General features: G+C 65.5%; 10 protein-coding genes. 8 read left to right on the top strand and 2 right to left on the bottom strand.

What is annotated here, in order from left to right; genetic code table 11:
- Window positions 1-87 precede the first annotated feature (87 nt).
- From I41_RS21410 to I41_RS21400, 3 genes are all read left to right on the top strand, one after another.
- The gene (locus I41_RS21410; protein ID WP_145434945.1) at window positions 88-1,482 is read left to right on the top strand and encodes a hypothetical protein; all 1,395 of its coding nucleotides are present in this window, start codon (window positions 88-90) and stop codon (window positions 1,480-1,482) included.
- 421 nt (window positions 1,483-1,903) lie between these two features.
- Complete coding sequence (locus tag I41_RS21405; RefSeq protein ID WP_145434944.1) at window positions 1,904-3,535, top strand: hypothetical protein; 1,632 nt, start codon at window positions 1,904-1,906, stop codon at window positions 3,533-3,535.
- A 412-nt stretch (window positions 3,536-3,947) separates the two neighbouring features.
- A complete protein-coding gene (locus I41_RS21400; protein WP_145434943.1) occupies window positions 3,948-6,986 on the top strand; it encodes an ELWxxDGT repeat protein in 3,039 nt (1,012 codons plus the stop codon).
- 464 nt (window positions 6,987-7,450) lie between these two features.
- On the opposite strand, the gene I41_RS21395 is transcribed toward I41_RS21400, so the two are convergent.
- Window positions 7,451-9,247, bottom strand: a complete 1,797-nt coding sequence (locus I41_RS21395; RefSeq protein ID WP_145434942.1) for an adenylate/guanylate cyclase domain-containing protein — start codon at window positions 9,245-9,247, stop codon at window positions 7,451-7,453.
- Window positions 9,248-9,421: 174 nt separating this feature from the next.
- Here I41_RS21395 and I41_RS27495 point away from each other — a divergent pair, with 174 nt between their 5' ends.
- The gene (locus I41_RS27495; RefSeq protein ID WP_168207076.1) at window positions 9,422-10,726 is read left to right on the top strand and encodes a 2Fe-2S iron-sulfur cluster-binding protein; all 1,305 of its coding nucleotides are present in this window, start codon (window positions 9,422-9,424) and stop codon (window positions 10,724-10,726) included.
- 43 nt (window positions 10,727-10,769) lie between these two features.
- Here the strand turns inward: I41_RS27495 and I41_RS21380 are convergent, their stop codons facing one another.
- Window positions 10,770-11,387: a type II secretion system protein gene (locus tag I41_RS21380; RefSeq protein WP_145434940.1), complete on the bottom strand. Its 618-nt coding sequence runs from the start codon at window positions 11,385-11,387 to the stop codon at window positions 10,770-10,772.
- A 326-nt stretch (window positions 11,388-11,713) separates the two neighbouring features.
- Here I41_RS21380 and I41_RS21375 point away from each other — a divergent pair, with 326 nt between their 5' ends.
- The 4 genes from I41_RS21375 (at window position 11,714) to I41_RS21360 (ending at window position 17,538) form a co-directional block, all read left to right on the top strand.
- On the top strand, window positions 11,714-12,763 hold the full coding sequence (locus tag I41_RS21375) for a cytochrome c family protein (protein ID WP_145434939.1): 1,050 nt from the start codon (window positions 11,714-11,716) through the stop codon (window positions 12,761-12,763).
- 10 nt (window positions 12,764-12,773) lie between these two features.
- Window positions 12,774-14,504 carry a cyclic nucleotide-binding domain-containing protein gene (locus I41_RS21370; protein WP_145434938.1) on the top strand — a complete coding sequence of 577 codons (1,731 nt, stop codon included), beginning with the start codon at window positions 12,774-12,776 and terminating at the stop codon, window positions 14,502-14,504.
- A 206-nt stretch (window positions 14,505-14,710) separates the two neighbouring features.
- A complete protein-coding gene (locus I41_RS21365) occupies window positions 14,711-15,535 on the top strand; it encodes a hypothetical protein (RefSeq protein WP_145434937.1) in 825 nt (274 codons plus the stop codon).
- Window positions 15,532-17,538 carry a cytochrome c3 family protein gene (locus I41_RS21360; protein ID WP_145434936.1) on the top strand — a complete coding sequence of 669 codons (2,007 nt, stop codon included), beginning with the start codon at window positions 15,532-15,534 and terminating at the stop codon, window positions 17,536-17,538. Before I41_RS21365 ends, I41_RS21360 begins: the two co-directional genes overlap by 4 nt.
- The last annotated feature ends 19 nt before the right edge of the window (window positions 17,539-17,557 follow it).

Below are 17,557 nucleotides of genomic sequence, written 5' to 3'. Positions count from 1 at the left end.
TCAGTTGTCAGTTGTCCGTGGTCAGTTGCTAAGAGGGCAAACATCCACCAGCAACTGACAACGGACCACTGACCACGGACGAACAGGATGTTCTCCCTCCACGAAACGACGCGCAAACGGACTTGCCGCACGGCGTTCTTCGCCCTGTGCCTGGGGCCGACGTGCGCGACGGCCGCGTGGATCGCCGACCATCATCTCCCGTGGCGCGACGCCGCCGCCGCTCGCCGGCTGAGCGATCGCTATCACCTCGACGTCACCCTCGCCGACTGGCAAGACCCCCGCCCCAACACGACCCGCCTTGCCGCCGTCACGCTCGCCGAGCCAGGCCACGCCGATCCGTTGCTCAAGCTCAACGGCTTCGAGTCGCGCCGCCGCGGCGACTCGCTCATCCTGTCTGTCAACGAAGCGACGCTCGCCATCGCCGATCTTCCCGCGCTCGCCGCGCGAATAGCTTGGTCGCTCTACCGGACGCCGGCGGCGAAAATCGAACTCCACATCCGCCAACTCGTCCTCTCTGCCTCCGCTGGCAACGGCAACCCCGTCACGCTCCACCGCGTTCACGGCGTGATCGAACGCGATCAGCACGACGCGCCGCGCCTCCAACTCATCGCCCACCTGACCGCGCAGCCAGCCGCCGACGCTAGGCCCATTGTCCTCGCCGTCGCGCGCTCCGCGGCGCTCACGAGCGGCGACGGAAAGAGTGTCGACGCATCGAACGGCGCGGAGAAAAGAGAAGCTCCCGCGCACGTCGTCACGCTCAAGACGCAGCAACACGCACTTCCCGTCGCGCTCCTCGCCCCGCTCGTCCCCGGCGTCGCCGCGCTCAACGATGGAGCGACCTTCACCGGCGTCCTCACCTGGCACGTTGGCGCAAACGTCGCCGACGCCACCGGCAATCTCCACGGTCGCCTCGCAGCCGTCGATCTCGCCGGCATGCTGCCGCGGAATTCGCCTCACCTCCTCACCGGAATCGCCGCGGTCGAACTCACCGATTGCCGCTGGCATGGCGCACAGTTCCAGCGCCTCGCCGGCACGCTGACCACCGCCAGCGCCGCGGCGAACGGCTCGCTACTTATGGCGGCGCCGATTTACCTTGGCTGTCACCCAGGCGACGCGCTGAAGTCGATTCAAGCGGCCGCCGCACGTGCGGCGGAAGAACGCCGCGCCGGTCGCGAGCCGGCGGAAGAAGACGCCGCCCAAGTGGCCGCCAACCACCAACTCAGCCACTTCGCCTGCCGCTTCAACCTCGACGCCGCCGGCCTCGCCATCGAACCCCATCTCCCCGCCGCATCAACCCTCCCCGCCGACACGCTGGCGGCAGAAAGCGATCAACCAATCCTCTTTTGCCGCCCAATAGTCGAGGCCGCCCGGCTCCCCGCCGTCGCCTGGCTCCAATTCATCGCGAGCCCCCCCGGGCCCTGGTGGATTCCCTACACGCCCGCCACCCTCGAAACGGCCCGCCGGCTGCCGACCCCCCAATAGCTGGCGCCCGCGGCAATGGCGACGGCCGCGGCTCGCTCTGCTCCCGGCGCTCGCCGGTCGTCCTCGCCGAGGCCTCCCCAAATTCGGTCGTCTACTAGCAGACAAGCCGTTCCGGGACCGCCGCCGGTGCGCAAACGGCCTGTTCATTTGCGGCCCATTCGCGGTCCACTGAATTGCTGCCGGCCTGGGCGGCTGTTAGGCTAGTGGTTCCCGTTGAACGTCGCTCATCCGTCCGTTCGTCGGCAGTCTCCTCTGACCAATCGCCTTTTCCCGCGTTGCCGGCGACGCCCAGGCTCCAAGACGGCTTTTGCGGAACAACTCTGTTCGCTTCATCGAATTCACACACTTTCCCAGCAGAATCATCGGCTCCGGACGGGTTCCCCCTCCGGACTCATGCCGCCAACCACGAAGGGCCAACATCATGAAACGGTTCGCAACTTCCTGCCTCGCTCTCACGCTGGCCTTCGGCGCCGCCGCGGCTCACGCCGAAGTTCCCCTCCCCACCGATCCCAGCAACTCCGCCGGCGGCGGCCTTCCCGGCGCCTACCCGCTCACCGTCTCCGGCGCTAACATCAACGCCTCGCCCGGCATCAACAGCGAACTGAGCGCCGGCGGCTCCGACGACCTCCTCGTCAGCTTTCCCTCCTCCGGCCCGTTGAAGTGGACCGACTCCCGCCACAACGAGGGCGACATCGCGCTGCTCATCAGTCCCTTCGCGCCTAACGACCCGAGCTACTACCCCCCGAACACCCACATCAACTACAAGCCGCTGCAAGACGGCCAGCCATTTGCCAACACCACCCTCGCCTGGCGCGTCAATCTCTTCCGCGGCGCCCTCCTCGCCAGCGTCCGCACCAACGGCGTCAACAACGGCGACACCTACGCCGGCAGCCCGGTCGGCACCACCCGCGGCATCGCTTACTTCAACAGCGATTTCGGACAGGGATGGGGCTTTAACATGAACGACGGCGAATTCAAAAACGGCGGCGCCGGCTCGGTCGATTTGCAAATGGGCGTCGCCGGTTCCGACGATGGCCGCGGCGAAGCTTCCTTCAATACCTCCGCCGCCTACTTCCCCTACGAACAAGGCTGGACCGGCGCCTGGGTAAGCGGCGGCACCGACGGTCCCGGCGCCTTCATCGCTTCTTCCGCCGGGCTCGACGCCGCCACGGTCGTTACCTGGACCAGCGGTCTGGCCCAAGTCGCGCTCCCCGGCGTCAATTCCGCCAACGACGGCATGCTCTTCGTCGCCCCGACCAACTCCGGCAATAGCTCCGACGTCGCCGCCGCCACGCCGACCGCCGGCGGTTGGAAGGTCGCTGTCCGCGAGGACGAAGACGGCGACACGAGCGGCGCCTCGTACAATTTCGGCTCCGGATTCCAATTTCTCTATGTCCCGTACAGCGCCGGCGGGCTCGTCGGCGGTCACATCAACGGCAACACCGGCGCCGCCATCAAGTCGGCCGGAGACGCCCAGTTCGATCTCGTCCGCGACAGCGAAGGCCAGTACCGCCTCAGCGTTTACAACGCCGGCGGCGTGACCAAGAAGAACGGCGACGCCGGCATGCTCGTCCTCTCCGTCGCCGGGACGATTCCGACCGACGCGACGCTCCCCGATCGCACCTTCCTCTCCTATCAGTACGATTCCAACTCAGGCGACTTCATCATTCAGTCCCGCGAGTTGGCGGCGTTCAACAGCCCCAACAGCGACAACCAGTTTGGCGACGACCTCGCCCTCCGCGACAGCGACTTCTACTTCGCCTGGGTCGATTTCGCCAACCCCCTCACCCCGACGACCCCCCTCGCCGGCGACTTCGATCACGACGGCAACGTCGACGGCGATGACCTCACCCTCTGGAAGGCCGCCTATGGCGCCACCGCCGTCGGCGACGCCGACAGCGACGGCGACTCCGACGGCGCCGACTTCCTCGTCTGGCAGCGCAACTTCGGCGCGGGCGCCCCGGTCGCCGGCGCCGTCCCCGAGCCCGCGGCGATCGGCCTCGCCCTCCTCGGCGGAGCCGCCCTGCTCGCCGCGCGCAAGCGAAACGCTTAGGGAGGATTTCAGGACGGATTTCCGTGGGATGCATTGGATTTCTGTGGGAGGCGTCTCCGACGCCGATTCAGCGCCGCTAGTTGAGAACTGACAGACCTCAAATCTCGGCGCCCACCAGACTCCACTTGCACCACCAACGTCGCCATCAGGCGAACGGACCTACAAAGTCGAAGCGGAGTGACGTGAACTGGCGCCCGGGGGCAAGGCCAGCCGCGTCGCTCCGCTTTTTCGCGCGCGTGCCGCTCGCCGAACGTCGCCGGCTGGCGCGGCGGCGACTCATGCCCCAAATATCGCCCGAAATACGGCGTGGTTTGCACGATTTCGCTCCAGCGCCTATAACCGTCGCATCGCAGCCAGGCGATCGATGGCGTCAACAGGGGCGACTGCTTGATGCACAGAAGCAACCTCATCCATGTCGAAGCATCCCCGTCGCCCGATCCCGCCCCGTGCCGCCGCGTTGCAGCGCAAGCTCACGCTCGAGTCGCTTGAGCCCCGGCGCCTGCTGGCCGTTGATTTCAACCTGCTGAAAGACGTCAACGCGACGCCGACGCCGGGTGTTTTCAGTGTGGTTGAAGTTGGCCCCGTCGTGTTTTTTGTCGGCAACACTCTCACGAATGGGTACGAACTCTGGAAGAGTGACGGAACTGAAGCCGGTACGCTCCTCGTAAAGGACATACGCCCTGGCTCGGCGAACTCCGCTATCCGTTACCTCACCAATGTCGATGGAACGCTCTTCTTCGTCGCCGACGACGGCACGAGCGGCAGCGAACTGTGGAAGACCGATGGCAGCGAATCGGGAACGGTTCGTGTCAGGGATATTCGCACTGGCGCATCCAGTTCTTCGCCGCAAGAGCTGTTGAATTTAGGCGGGACTCTCTACTTCGTCGCCAACGACGCGTCCAGCGGCAGCGAACTCTGGCGGAGCGACGGGACCGAGTCAGGCACATCCGTCGTTAGAAACATTCGTTCTGGCGCCGAAGGCTCTTCTCCGCGCTCGCTCATCAATGTCGAAGGGACCCTCTACTTCGTCGCCAATGACGGTACCACCGGCTACGAACTCTGGCGAAGCGACGGCAATGCGGCAGGTACAATCAGCATAAGAGACATTCGCCCCGGCGCAGTCGGCTCCTTACCTTACTCGCTTGTCAACGTAGGAGGCACTGTCTATTTCAGTGCTAACGATGGCGGCGGCGGCGCCGAACTTTGGAGGAGCGACGGGACGGAGATGGGGACGGTACTGGTCAAGGATCTCCGCGCCGGCATCGCAAGTTCAATCCCCCGGCACCTTATCAATGTGGGGGGAACTCTCTACTTCACTGCCAACGATGGAGTGAGCGGCCCAGAACTCTGGAAGAGTGACGGTACTGTGGCCGGGACGCTCCGCGTGAAAGACATACGCGAGGGGGCGACTGGTTCATTTGTCAGTTACAGCTCATTAGCAAATGTGGGGGGCACGCTCTACTTTCGCGCTCACGATGGTGCGAGTGGTCAGGAACTTTGGAAGAGCGACGGCACCGAAGCAGGGACGCTCCGCGTGAAAGATATCAACGCCGGGTCAGGCAGTGCCTATCCACAATACCTCTCCAACGTTGGCGGTACGCTCTACTTCGTTGCCAACGACGGCGCGAGCGGTGTCGAACTCTGGAAGAGCGACGGTACGGAGACGGGCACCATCCGCGTGAAGGATCTCCGAGCGGGAGTTTACGGTTCCTTTCCCAGGTCTCTTACGAACGTCGGAGGGACCCTCTACTTCAACGCTATCGACGGGGTGACCGGCCGCGGAGGCTGGAAGACCGATGGGACTGAAGCGGGGACCATTCGTTTGAAGGAGGTCGACGAACGGTCGTTCAGTTCGAATCCAAGTTCCCTGACGCCCGCAGGCGGAGCCTTGTACTTCGTTGCGGACGACGGCGCGACCGGCAACCAGATTTGGATCAGTGACGGGACCGAGGCTGGAACAGCTCGGCTTACGGAAGCCAAGGCCGGCTGGGGGGGATCATTTCCGAGATACCTTACTAACGCGGAGGGAACTCTCTATTTTAGCGTGAGCGGCGATGAAATCTGGAAGAGTGACGGATCCGCAGACGGGCCTGTACGGGTGAGCGACATTCGCCCAACCGATAACCAAGAAGTGCAAAGCCTCTATGCCGTGGGAAGCACCCTCTATTTCGTCGCCAACGATGGCTCCACGGGCTACGAACTCTGGAAAACCGACGGCACGACGGCAGGCACATCCCTTGTCAAAGACATTCGCCCCGGCGCCGACGGCTCCTCTCCCCGATCGCTGACGAACGTCGAAGGAACCCTCTACTTCGCCGCCAACGACGGCCCCGCCGGCTACGAACTCTGGCGGAGCGACGGCACCGCGGCCGGCACCCTCCGCGTGAAAGACATTCGCCCCGGCCCGATCGGCTCGTCGCCACGCTTCCTCACAAACGTCGACGGCACGCTCTACTTCAACGCCAACAACGGCGCCAGCGGCCTGGAGCTTTGGCGGAGCGACGGCACCGAGGCGGGCACGGTGCGCGTCACGGATATTCACCCCGGCGCCGGCAGTTCCTTTCCCCGTTACCTTGCCAACGTCGACGGTGCGCTCTATTTCGTCGCCAACGACGGGGCGACCGGCTACGAGCTCTGGCGGAGCGACGGCACGGCCGCGGGGACGCTGCGCATGGTCGATATCAATGCGGGGCCGGAGAGTTCCAATCCCCACCTCTTCACCAACGTCGACGGCGCGGTCTACTTCGTCGCAAACGACGGCGCCAGCGGCGACGAGCTTTGGAAGACCGACGGGACCGCCGCAGGAACGGCGCGCCTCAAAGACATCTATCCCGGCGCAATCGGTTCCTCGCCCGGTCAACTGACCAACGCCGGCGGCAGACTCTACTTCGTCGCCAACGATGGCGCCAGCGGCGACGAGCTCTGGGTGAGCGACGGTTCCGAGGCCGGGACGCAACGTCTCATCGATTCTGTCCCCGGCCCCGGCAGCGGCTCGCCTCAGTCGTTGACCGAGGCCAACGGCCGACTCTTTGTCGCACTGACGACCGGCCAGTTCGGCGAGGAACTATGGGTCGCCGACCTGCGGCCGGCGCTCCCCGGCGACTACGACTTTGACGACGACGTCGACGGCGCCGATTTTCTATTCTGGCAGCGACAGCTGGGCGTCGCGCACTCCTCTCCCGGCATCGGCGCCGACGGCGACGCCAGCGGCCACGTCGACGGCGGCGATTTGACGGTGTGGCAGTCCCATTTCGGCGAGCCGGCGGCAGCGTCCCGCGAGTCGACCTCTGACGCGAACGCGATGCTCTCGGCGTTTGTTTCGACGGCCGACTCGATGTCCGCCAACGACGTTGCCGCCGTCGATGCCCTCTATGGCAACGGTGATTTCACGACGCTCTTCGCCGAGGCCCGCTTGCTCCGCCCGCACCGCCGCCTGCGCGTCCCGCGCTGACGCAGCCTCAACCCCAGCGCCGCTTAGCCTTCGGCTCTTCAAGCCGGGGGCGCCCGAGCAGCGCCACTTCAAACCGAAGGCGGCTGCGCCCCACCCCCCGCCGCAGCGGGGTGGCCAAAAATAACTCACCGACTCCAGCCCAAAATAGCTATAATCAGCCTCCCAACTCTCCAATTAACCACCCACCTAACCCCAGCATCAATCATCAAGCAACCAGCATCGAGCATCGATTTATGTCCCATGCGCGCCCAACGCGAATCGCCGCGAACGCCCCGCGCCAGCATCCTGCCCGCGGTTCTGTCCAAGCGCCGCGGACAAAACAGTCGGGCGAGCCGTCGCGCAGCAACGGGCCGTGGCCCAACGACTTGCAACGCCAACCCGGCGCGCAACCCGGCGCCAACACCCCGTTTTGTCCGCCGCGCGGCACTTGCGCTTCTGGCCAGAATGGCCCGATCGAAATTGGCTCAGCTCGCCAAAATCTCAATCACCGCATCACCGCTGCTTCCCAGCAGGTCGTCGGCGCGGCGCCCCAGCGCTCCGCGACGCAACGCGGCCGTCTGCTGCGCCAGGAACGCCGCCGGCGTGGCCGGACCGGCCGCCAGCAACGCTTCCAGCTCGCGCTCGGCCTCGTCGAGGTCGCCCCGTTCGTACGCGGCCAGCGCGACGGCGTAACGGTCCAGGTCGCGCTGCAGCCGCTCGGCGTCGGCGGTCGGCAGCAGCGTAAACAGTTCCACCGGGTCTTCAATCCCCGGCAACCTCGCGGTGCAGACGCGCAGCGCCGTCAACCGCGTCGACGCCTGGCGGCGTACGGCGTCGGTCACCAAGAGCGGCACGTCGAGGCGCTTGGCGGCCGTTTGTACGCGGCTCGCCAGGTTCATCGCTCGCCCGCGCGGCCCGTACTTCATCCGCTGTCGCGTCCCGGCGTTGCCCACCTGGACCAGCCCCGTGTGAATCCCGATCCCCAGTTCCAGCGGAAAGGGCAGGAGCTGTCGCCACGCATCGCTCACGCGCGTGATCGACTCCAGCATCTCCAGCGCTGCGAGGCAGGCCCGATCGGCGTGATCGGGCTGATCGAACGGCGCGTTCCACATCGCCGAGACGCCGTCGCCGTAGTAGTCGATCACCATCCCGCCGTGGTGAGTGATCGCGTCGGTGAGCGCCTCCATCACGTCGGAGACGATTCCGCAACTCTCGCTGGCGGTGAGCGTCTCGGCCAACCGCGTGAACCCGCGGAGGTCGGCCAGCAGCATCGTCGCTTCGCGCGTCTGGCTGGCAAGCGCGTTCGGCTGCCGCAGCAGGTGCTGGGCGACCTCCGGCGAAAAGGCTTGTTCGAGCAACACTTGGCGGCGGGCGGCGTCGACCTCCTGCTGGCGGCGGGCCAGTCCCGCGGCGACGCCGTCGGCCAGCACTTCAATGACGCGAGCTTCCAGCGTGCGGATCCCCAGTCGCCGGTTGTCGCCATGGCCATGTCGCACGCCGTAGACCGCGGCGATGATCTCATCGTACTCGCCGCGCACCGGCGCCACGACCAGCGAGTCTTGACTGGCGGCCTCGTCGAGCCCCGGCACGAGGTGCGCCCCGCCCACGCGGGAGGCAGGACGTCGCCAGACGTCGGGGCGGGCGACCATCAGATCGAGCGCCGCGGGATCGAACGATACCCCGTAGCGCGGATCGGCGACCGAGCTTCCCGCAATCTGCCACCCGCTGCCATCGCGGAGCAAGACCATCGCGGCGTCGAGTCCCGTACTGCGGACGGCGATCTCGGCGGCGCGGGTGAAGAACGCGTCGCTGCTGGCGGCCGTGCGGTGAAGGTCGCTCACCGCGGCGAGCCACTTCGTCACGGTTGCGGAGTCGGGACCCTGCGCCGCGGCGCCAGCGGGACGGCGAACTTCGTCCCGGTAAAGCGGCTCAAGCGCGAGCATCTCGGGGCGGACGGTCTCGAGGCGGATCTCGAACCACGCGTCTCCCAACTGGAACGTGGCGGGCAGCGTCAGCTCCATCGGAATACGGCAGGCGAGCGACCCCCCGTCGGCGAGGCGCACGTCGTCGTCGATGCCGCGGCAGTCGATGACGGTCGCTTCGCCCCCCGGGCGGAGGCGGATCGTCATGTGGTTGGCGCTCGGCGCCTCGGCGTCGAACATCGAGCGATCGAGCGTCGGCGTCCAGCGTCCGTCGTGGCTGTTGTAGGCGAGCGAGATTTCAGAAGCGACGAGGCGAAACTGTTCGTGCTGTCGTCGACTGTAGACGGCGAGTTGCCACATGGCAGGCTGCTCGGTCGGGTGGATCAGAGAGGCGGATGTCGAGGTCAGCGCAAGGGTAGGTTGCTCTGCGGCACTCGCGCTGCGGGGGCGGCAGGAAAGTTTTCCCAACCCGCACAATCGGAACTCCCGGCCGGCGGGCGTGAGTTTCGACCCGAATGTCCCGATGCGCTCTACATGCTCGAACCTGCTTCGTTGGGCCTACTCTCCGGGGCCGCGCTGCTCGGGACCGCGGGAATTCGCGCTGTGCGCGGCGTGCGAGGCCTGCTGCGCCGCGAGCAAGAGCAACTCGAGCGGACCGAACTTGAGCGAGCGGCCTTTGCGAACCAGCTGGAGGCGGCGCTCCACTGGGCCCGGGCGAGCCAGCCGCGACTGAAGGCGTGGGTCGGCGTCCGGCCGTTCCTCGTTTCTGCCGTGGTTGACGAGGCGGCCGATTGCCGGTCGTACTACCTCGTCCCGGAAGATGGTCGCGTCCTGCCGCGCTTTGAACCGGGGCAGTATCTGACGTTCCACCTGCCGACCGCCGACCGCATGCGCCCGCTGGTGCGCTGCTACTCGCTCTCCGACCGGCCCCGCGACGATTACTTCCGCATCACCGTCAAGCGATCGCGCCCCGCGGACGAAGGCGGCGCCTCGAACAACGGGCAGCCAGCATCCAGCAACCAGCATCCACACGCGTCCCACGCGACGCTCAGCGGCAGCAACTACTTCCACCGCGAAGTGCGCGTCGGCAGCCGGCTGGAAATCGAAGCCCCGCAAGGTTCGTTTTTTCTCGATCCCACCGACAACCTGCCCGTCGTGCTGATCGGCGGCGGCATCGGCGTGACGCCGATTCTCAGCATGGCCGCGGCGCTTGTCCATCGCGGCGATCGACGGGCCATTTACGCGTTTACCGGCTTCCGCAACGGCAGCGAACATCCGTTCAAATCAAAGTTGGAAGAACTCGCGGCGACTGGCGGTAACCTGCGGCTCGATGTGACGTATTCGCAACCCCGCGAGACTGACCGTCCTGAAGTCGACTACGCCCAGTGGGGACACGTCAACGTCGATCGGCTGCGGCAAGTGCTGCCTTCAAACAACTTTCGCTACTACCTCTGCGGCCCGCCGGCGATGATGGAGTCGCTTGTGCCGGCGCTGCTTGAGTGGGGCGTCCCGCCGCAGCACATCAATTACGAAGCGTTCGGGCCGGCGACGGTTCGCGGCCTCAGCGACGCCGCGGCGACGGAGCCTTGCAACGTCGACTTCGCCCGCTCGGAGCGCTCGCTCCGCTGGCAGGGGACGGAGGGCTCGCTGCTCGACTTAGCGGAGCAGGGGGGGGTCCGCCTCGAATGGGGCTGCCGCGCCGGCAACTGCGGTCAGTGCCGCGTGATGATCGCCGCGGGGCGCGTGGCGCACGTCAAGCGGCCCGGCGTGGAACTCATCGACGGCGAATGCCTGGCCTGCATCGCCCGACCGGTGGGCGACGTAGTCGTCGAGGCGTAGTGCGATACGGACATAAATGGATGTCATTGAAAGACGTTGCCGCTCACTGCGGCTGTGGCCCATTGCTCGTCATATACTGCCCCGCCTGGTGCGGTCCCTCCAGGTTTGAAAACAGCTCCTCCTGCTCCGAGTAGCGAATCTCTGGCCCCACATACCACGGTGGCTCGCTCCTTTCTTCTAGGCAGGGCCGATCCTGGATCACCCAACCTCGCTCGACCAGCCCGTTCGGCAAACGGTCGACCACTAGCGAGTAGTGGCAATATCCGATCGTCCGCAGCCGACTTTCATAATCGTTCTGCATGGGGCACTTCATCAACGGCGGGCGAGGATATTTCCCGCCAGCATCGGCGTGATTCTTCATCGCATCCGCTAGCAGACGCTGCTCGATATAGGGCAGTACAGCCACCGTCCACTGTCCCGGCGCGGGCAGCATTTCCTTGGCATCAATATATTGCGCCAGCCCCAGCGCCAGTTGCCGCACATTGTTTTCGCACTCGGTGGCTTGGACCCGATTGCGCGCCCCCTGCAGTGCCGGCAGCAGCAGGCCCATCATTAGCCCAATGATGAACAGCACCACCAACAGCTCAACCAGCGAAGCCCCTCGTTGGAGTTGGGCCCGGTCCTCGCATCCGGCACGGGAGTCAGAAGAAAAGTCGCTCATCGCCTGAACACTGTGACCTGTCGTGGGCTGTAACTCCAATACCTTTATGGAGGGCGAAGTTTATAAGAGAAGGAGAACTAACAGAGGGCATTTTGCTTATTCGAAAATGCAGAATGTCTACTATTTTCAAATCCAACATTTAATGCTGAGAGGAGCGAAGAATCTGGCGGTTCGCTTGAGCTTCTAGATTCACCGCTGCGCTCAGAATGACGCGGGCCCGCAAGCCTGTAGTTCGTCAAACGGCTTGTTTGCCGCGAAATTCTGCCGTGACTTGTAACCTAAACTTCCAAAGCGTGGGATTCTGACGCACCGCACCCATGTGATCGATGACCTGTTGGCCACCAAAAATCGCATCGCTCTTGGTCCTAGCATTAGCTCAGGAAGCCAACGCTGCTGCGCCGTCTGCCGCCCCCAATCGTTCCAGCGAGCCACTCTCGGCTGCTGCCGTCGGATTCGTTCAGTGCGATCCGGCGAAGGTGCTGGGCCCCGACTCCTGCACGAAGTGCCACGAGAACGAAATACTCTCCTGGCGCGAGACGCCCCACTTTGCCACGTTCGAGACGCTGCACCGGATGCCGGAAGCGAAGGCGATTGCCGACCGGCTCGGATTACGCAGCGTCAAGCGGAACGATGAGTGCACCAAGTGCCACTTCACGATTCAGGAAGATCAAGGACGCGATCGCGTCATTGCCGGCGTCTCGTGCGAGTCGTGCCACGGCGCGGGTCGCGATTGGATCGAGATGCACGCCGACTACGGCGGGCCGACCGTGACGAAAGCGCTGGAGTCGCCCGAACATCGCACGGCGCGCATCGAGAAAAGCATCGCCGCGGGGATGAACAACCCGGCGAACTTGTATCTCGTCGCCCGGCAATGCTTGGCGTGCCACACGTCGCCGAACGAACGACTGGTCAACGTCGGCGGCCACGCCGCGGGGACGCCGGAGTTTGAACTGGTCGCCTGGTCGCAGGGCAAAGTGCGGCACAATTTTCTTCGCACGGGCGGGACGACGAACGCCCCCTCGAGCCGGGAACGCCTGCGCGTCATGTACATCGTCGGCGTGCTGGCCGATCTTGAGGCGAGTCTGCGGGCGACTGCAGCTGCCAGCGAGAAGGCGAACTTCGGCGTCAACGCCGCGCAGCGGGCGGCGAGGCAGAAAAGACGCCTGTACGAGATTTCGCAGTTGGTGAACAATCCGCACGTCGCCGCGGCGCTTAATGCGGCGCTCGGAGCACGCCTCAAACTCAATAACCGCGAGGCCCTACTGGCGGCTGCGAACGAAATCGGACGGCAGGCGTACGAATTCGCCGCCACCGCCGATGGGGCGAGGTTGACGGCAATCGATCCGCTTCTGCCGACGCCGGCGCAATACAAGTAGCTGGAAACCCATGGAAATCGCCGTCACTCGACCGCAGCGGTGGGACGTTCCGTTCGGCGAACCGCTGCGCGACGACGAGGTCGATCGCCTGCTCTCGGTCGAACCGTTCGCTGCGATCGATGCGGCGACCTTCCCGGCGTCGCTGCCCCTTCGAGAGATCCTGCGGAACGACGCCCGTTTGCAACACTACGCTCCCGGCGACATCATCGTCCGTGAGGGCGACTACGGCAGCAGTGCGTTCTTCATTCTCAGCGGCCGCGTCCGGGTGGTGCTGGCTGGACTTTCGCCTGAAGTCTTGGGTCGCAAGGAACAGAAGCGAATTGGCTGGCTCGCGGCGATGGTGCAGTCGCTGACACGCTCGCGGGTCGCGGAGGTTCGCCATGATGCCAAGCCGCCAGTCGTCTCCGATAACGTCACGGCGGAACGCGGCGATCCGGATCACCCGCACATCTTCCTCCAAGACGTGCCGCGCGTGCTCGAAGCGACGGACACGGTCGTCCTGGAACCAGGCGAGATGTTCGGTGAGCTCGCCGCTCTGACGCGCAGCCCGCGGACGGCAACGGTCTTCGCCGAGAAGGAAGCGACGCTGCTGGAGATCCGTTGGCAAGGCTTGCGCGACCTCATGCGGCGGACCGACGCGCTGCGACAGCACGTCGAAAGGCTCTACCGTCAGAACAGCTTGCTCGTCCACTTGCGCGAGACGCCGCTGCTGGCCGACTTGCCCGCGGACTTATTGGCGCTCGTCGCCGCGGCGACGCGGTTTGAGAGCCACGGCAGCTTCGATTGGAATGAATCGTACGCGACCACGGTGAAGCGTCGTCCTGGCGATGCGATCGTCGACGAACCGCTCATCGCGGAAGAAGGGACCCCTGCCGATGGCCTGATCCTCATTCGTTCGGGCTTTGCCCGGCAGAGCCGTCGCTACGGCAATGGTCATCGCACAGCGGCGTATCTTGGACGAGGGGAGTCGTTCGGACTGGCCGAGGCGGTCGCGGCGGCTGGCAGCGGCTTGCCGACGAATTGGAACGACTCGTTGCGCGCTGTCGGATACGTCGACGTCCTGCGGATTCCGCAGGGCGTCCTAGAGGAGGCGGTCTTCCCGTCGGTGACGCCGGAGACGCTGGCTGCGGCGGTGAAGCGGCAATCGACGTACGCCGTTCCGGTTAGCGAGCTGCCTAGCAATGGCGCCGACGAATCATTCGGCCTCGATCAGAGCCTCTTGGAGTTCCTGGTCGATCATCGGCTCCTCAACGGCCAGGAGGCGATGGCAATCAATCTCGATCGCTGCACGCGCTGCGACGATTGCGTTCGCGCCTGCGCCGCAACGCACGACAACAACCCGCGCTTCGTTCGCCAGGGGCATCGCCATGGCCCGCTGATGATCGCTCAGGCGTGCATGCACTGCGTCGACCCCGTCTGCATGATCGGCTGCCCCACGGGCGCCATCGGCCGCGACGGCGTGAGCGGCGTCGTGCAGATCAACGATCGCACCTGCATCGGCTGCAGCACTTGCGCGAACAGTTGCCCCTACGACAACATTCAGATGGTCGAAGTCCGCGACGGCAGCGGCGCGTTGCTCCTTGATGCCGCCACGCAACAGCCAATTGCCAAGGCGACGAAGTGCGATCTTTGCAGCGGCCTGCCGGGCGGTCCGGCGTGCCAGCGAGCCTGCCCGCACGATGCCCTCGTCCGATTGGACTTAGGCAACCTGGGCGAACTCGCTGCTTTCGTGACACGCTGAGCTTGGCGCTTGGGCCCCGCATTCGCCTTCGCCGCTGGCAGCGAAATCGCTACGCTAGCGGGGCTCTGACGTCGCGTTTGCATGCTCTCATTCTGAGCGGAGCGAAGAATCTGGCGGCTCGAGTGCGATTCTAAATCCTTCGCTTCGCGCAGAATGACGGTGCGCGACTTCACCCAGGTTTGCTGGCGCTTCCACCCATCAACGCTATGACTTTCTTCGCTCGCCGCCGATGGATTGGCGTCGCCGTCACGCTGACGACGCTCGTCGGCGTGCGGCTATGGGCTGAGCGCATGGAGAACAGGCTCCAGTCGTCCAGCTACTTCACCGGCTGGCTGCTGCTGTCGGCGATTGTCGTTCTTGCCGCGTTCCAACTCCGCAAAAAACTCCCCGCGGCCCCGTTCGGTTCGGCGGCGACCTGGCTGCAAGCGCATATCTACATCGGTCTCGGCTCGGCGGGCCTCTACGCCATCCACGCCCCGTGGCGGTGGCCAAACGGCATCCTAGAAACAACGCTTTCATTCGTCTATCTGGCGACGTTTGCCAGCGGTGCAGTCGGGCTCTACTGGACCCGCTCGCTCCCGCGCCGACTCAGCCGACTCGGCAGCGAAGTCATTTATGAGCAGATCAGCGCCGAGCGTCACCGCATTCAGCAGCGCGCTCAGGGCGCCATTCTCTCGGCCGTCCGTACGGCCGGCGCGACGACGCTCGGCGAGTTCTACAACGCCCGGCTGCACGACTACTTCTCGACTCGTCGCGGCTGGAGTTTTCGTCTCTGGCCGACCAGCGAACTGCGGAAGTCGCTGCTTTCCGAGCTGACCGAAACGACTCGATACCTCTCCGACGACGAGCGGAAGACGGCAGAGCAGCTCTTCGCGCTGCTGCGCGAGCGCGATGACCTCGATTACTCCGAGTCGTTGCAGTGGCGATTGAAGGCGTGGCTGTTCGTCCACATCGCACTCACCTACCCCCTGCTGCTAGCGGCGGGGCTCCATGCCTGGACGGCGCACCTCTTCGACGGAGGTCTGCCGTGAGAGAACCGCGCGAGCCGGCGACGACCGACCAATACGAACGTCCGCAACAAGCGTGGACCTGCGGCCTCGCCGCCAACGGCGCCCCGTGCCCGGCGGGACCGACTTCGCGTGGCAGTTGTCCTGCCGCGGCGGCGTGCCATCCGGTGCGCGACGGCGACCGTTGGCACTGCAACCGCTCCACGTTGCGCGGCGGCCCGTGCGATGAAGGGCCGTCGCCCGACGGCGAGTGCTGCACCCTCTATCGCTGCACGCCGGTCCGTTCGCTGCGCGTGCGGCGCGGGAGGTTTGTTATCGGTATTGCGGTTGCGGCACTCGGCGCGCTGGTGATGGCGCTGAGCGGTTCGTGGCGAAACGAGTTTCTCACCCCGGGGCCGCTTTCGGCGCATCACGCCCAGCTCTTGAAAGGGAAGAACGCCACGCAGCGCTGCGCGCAGTGTCATGCGGCTGGGCTTGCCGCGGTGGGGACATGGTGGGAGCGTTCATTCGGCGGCGCGGAGCTGTCGCCGACGCAATCGCTGCTCTGCCTGGAGTGTCATCGCGACGCGATCGGGCAAGAGTTGGCGCTCTCGGCGCATGGCGTTCAGTTGGCTTCGTTGGAGGAATTGACGACGGCGCGAAGAGAACGAGTAGGCGCTGGAGAGGGCGCCGGGGGCGGGGACGCCCCGACTCGCTGGGGTGAACGCCGGCGCAACGCGGGCGAGCCGATTGCCTGCGCGGCATGTCATCGCGAGCACCAGGGGCGGATGCACGACCTCGCCGCGGTGAGCAACGTCGCTTGCCAGGCGTGCCATCGGCAGGAGTTCGAGAGCTTCGCCGACGGGCACCCCGAGTTCGGCGGTTGGCCTCACTTGCGGCGGACGCGGATCGCGTTCGATCATGCCGCTCATCAGTTGAAACATTTCCCGGAAGAGAAGCGGGACTTCGCCTGCGCTGCGTGCCACCAGGCCGACCCGACGGGACAGCGACAACTCACGGCGAGCTTCGCCGACAGCTGTGCCGCCTGCCATGACAAGTCGATCGCCGCGAGCTTTGCCGATGGCGTCATGTTCCTCTCGCTGCCGACGCTCGACGTCGAGCCGCTCGCCGATCATGATATCCGGCTCACGCCCTGGCCCGCAGCGGCGACCGGCGACTTTGAAGGGGCGCCGTCGCTCTTCGCCAAGTTGCTCATGCAGGCTGATGCTGACGGCGCGGCGGCCCTCGGCGTGCTGGGCGCTGACTTCGATCTGTACGACGTCGATATCGAGGACGCCACCCAACTTCGCGCGGCAGCGCAGGCGGCTGAGTCGCTGCGAGCGATCGTCAACGAGCTGGCCGACCAGGGCGAGCCGGCGATCGCGGCGAGGCTCAAGACATTGCTAGGGCGAGAACCGACGGCGGAGGAACTAGCCAGCTTGTCGGGACGTTTGTCGACGCAGGGAATGAAAGCTCTTCGCGACGAGTGGTTCGGCGCCACGGGCAGCGCGACGCCGAACAATGCCGCCGCTGGTGATGAGAACGAGTCGCCATCGCCTGGCAGCTGGAAGTTCGACCAGAACTCGCTAGCACTTCGTTATCGACCGAGCGGTCACGCCGATCCGTGGCTTCGCGCGTGGCTCGATGTGCTGGCCGAGGGCGCTAGCGGTCCGCATGCCAAACTGATCGAGCCGCTGCTCCAGCAGGCGATGAAGCCGACCGCCCCCGGCCAGTGCGGTAGCTGCCACAGCCTCGATCGCATCGACGGGCGTTACGTCATCCAATGGGAACCGCTCGACGTGGCGCGCGAGCCGCGCGGGTTCACGCGGTTCAATCATGCGCCGCACATCGTCCAGCCACGTACAGGCGACTGTGCGAGCTGCCACCAGTTCTCCGTCGGCGCCGATTTCATGGCGAGCTATGCCGAGCGCGATCCGCATCGATTTAAGTCAGGCTTCGCGCCGATGTCGAAAGCTGCGTGCGCCGCGTGCCACACCGCTGCCGCCGCCGGCGACAGCTGCACGCAGTGCCATCGGTACCACAAGTAGCCGCGGCTCAATGAGCCGC

This window comes from Lacipirellula limnantheis (genome assembly GCF_007746075.1).
Taxonomy (GTDB): domain Bacteria; phylum Planctomycetota; class Planctomycetia; order Pirellulales; family Lacipirellulaceae; genus Lacipirellula; species Lacipirellula limnantheis.
This window is presented reverse-complemented; position numbering and strand designations above follow the sequence as displayed.

Excerpts from the sequence above, each read along its gene's own strand:
- I41_RS21410 (WP_145434945.1), top strand. The coding sequence starts at position 88 with ATGTTCTCCCTCCACGAAACGACGCGCAAACGGACTTGCCGCACGGCG.
- I41_RS21405 (WP_145434944.1), top strand. The coding sequence starts at position 1,904 with ATGAAACGGTTCGCAACTTCCTGCCTCGCTCTCACGCTGGCCTTCGGC.
- I41_RS21400 (WP_145434943.1), top strand. The coding sequence starts at position 3,948 with ATGTCGAAGCATCCCCGTCGCCCGATCCCGCCCCGTGCCGCCGCGTTG.
- I41_RS21395 (WP_145434942.1), bottom strand. The coding sequence starts at position 9,247 with ATGTGGCAACTCGCCGTCTACAGTCGACGACAGCACGAACAGTTTCGC.
- I41_RS27495 (WP_168207076.1), top strand. The coding sequence starts at position 9,422 with ATGCTCGAACCTGCTTCGTTGGGCCTACTCTCCGGGGCCGCGCTGCTC.
- I41_RS21380 (WP_145434940.1), bottom strand. The coding sequence starts at position 11,387 with ATGAGCGACTTTTCTTCTGACTCCCGTGCCGGATGCGAGGACCGGGCC.
- I41_RS21375 (WP_145434939.1), top strand. The coding sequence starts at position 11,714 with ATGACCTGTTGGCCACCAAAAATCGCATCGCTCTTGGTCCTAGCATTA.
- I41_RS21370 (WP_145434938.1), top strand. The coding sequence starts at position 12,774 with ATGGAAATCGCCGTCACTCGACCGCAGCGGTGGGACGTTCCGTTCGGC.
- I41_RS21365 (WP_145434937.1), top strand. The coding sequence starts at position 14,711 with ATGACTTTCTTCGCTCGCCGCCGATGGATTGGCGTCGCCGTCACGCTG.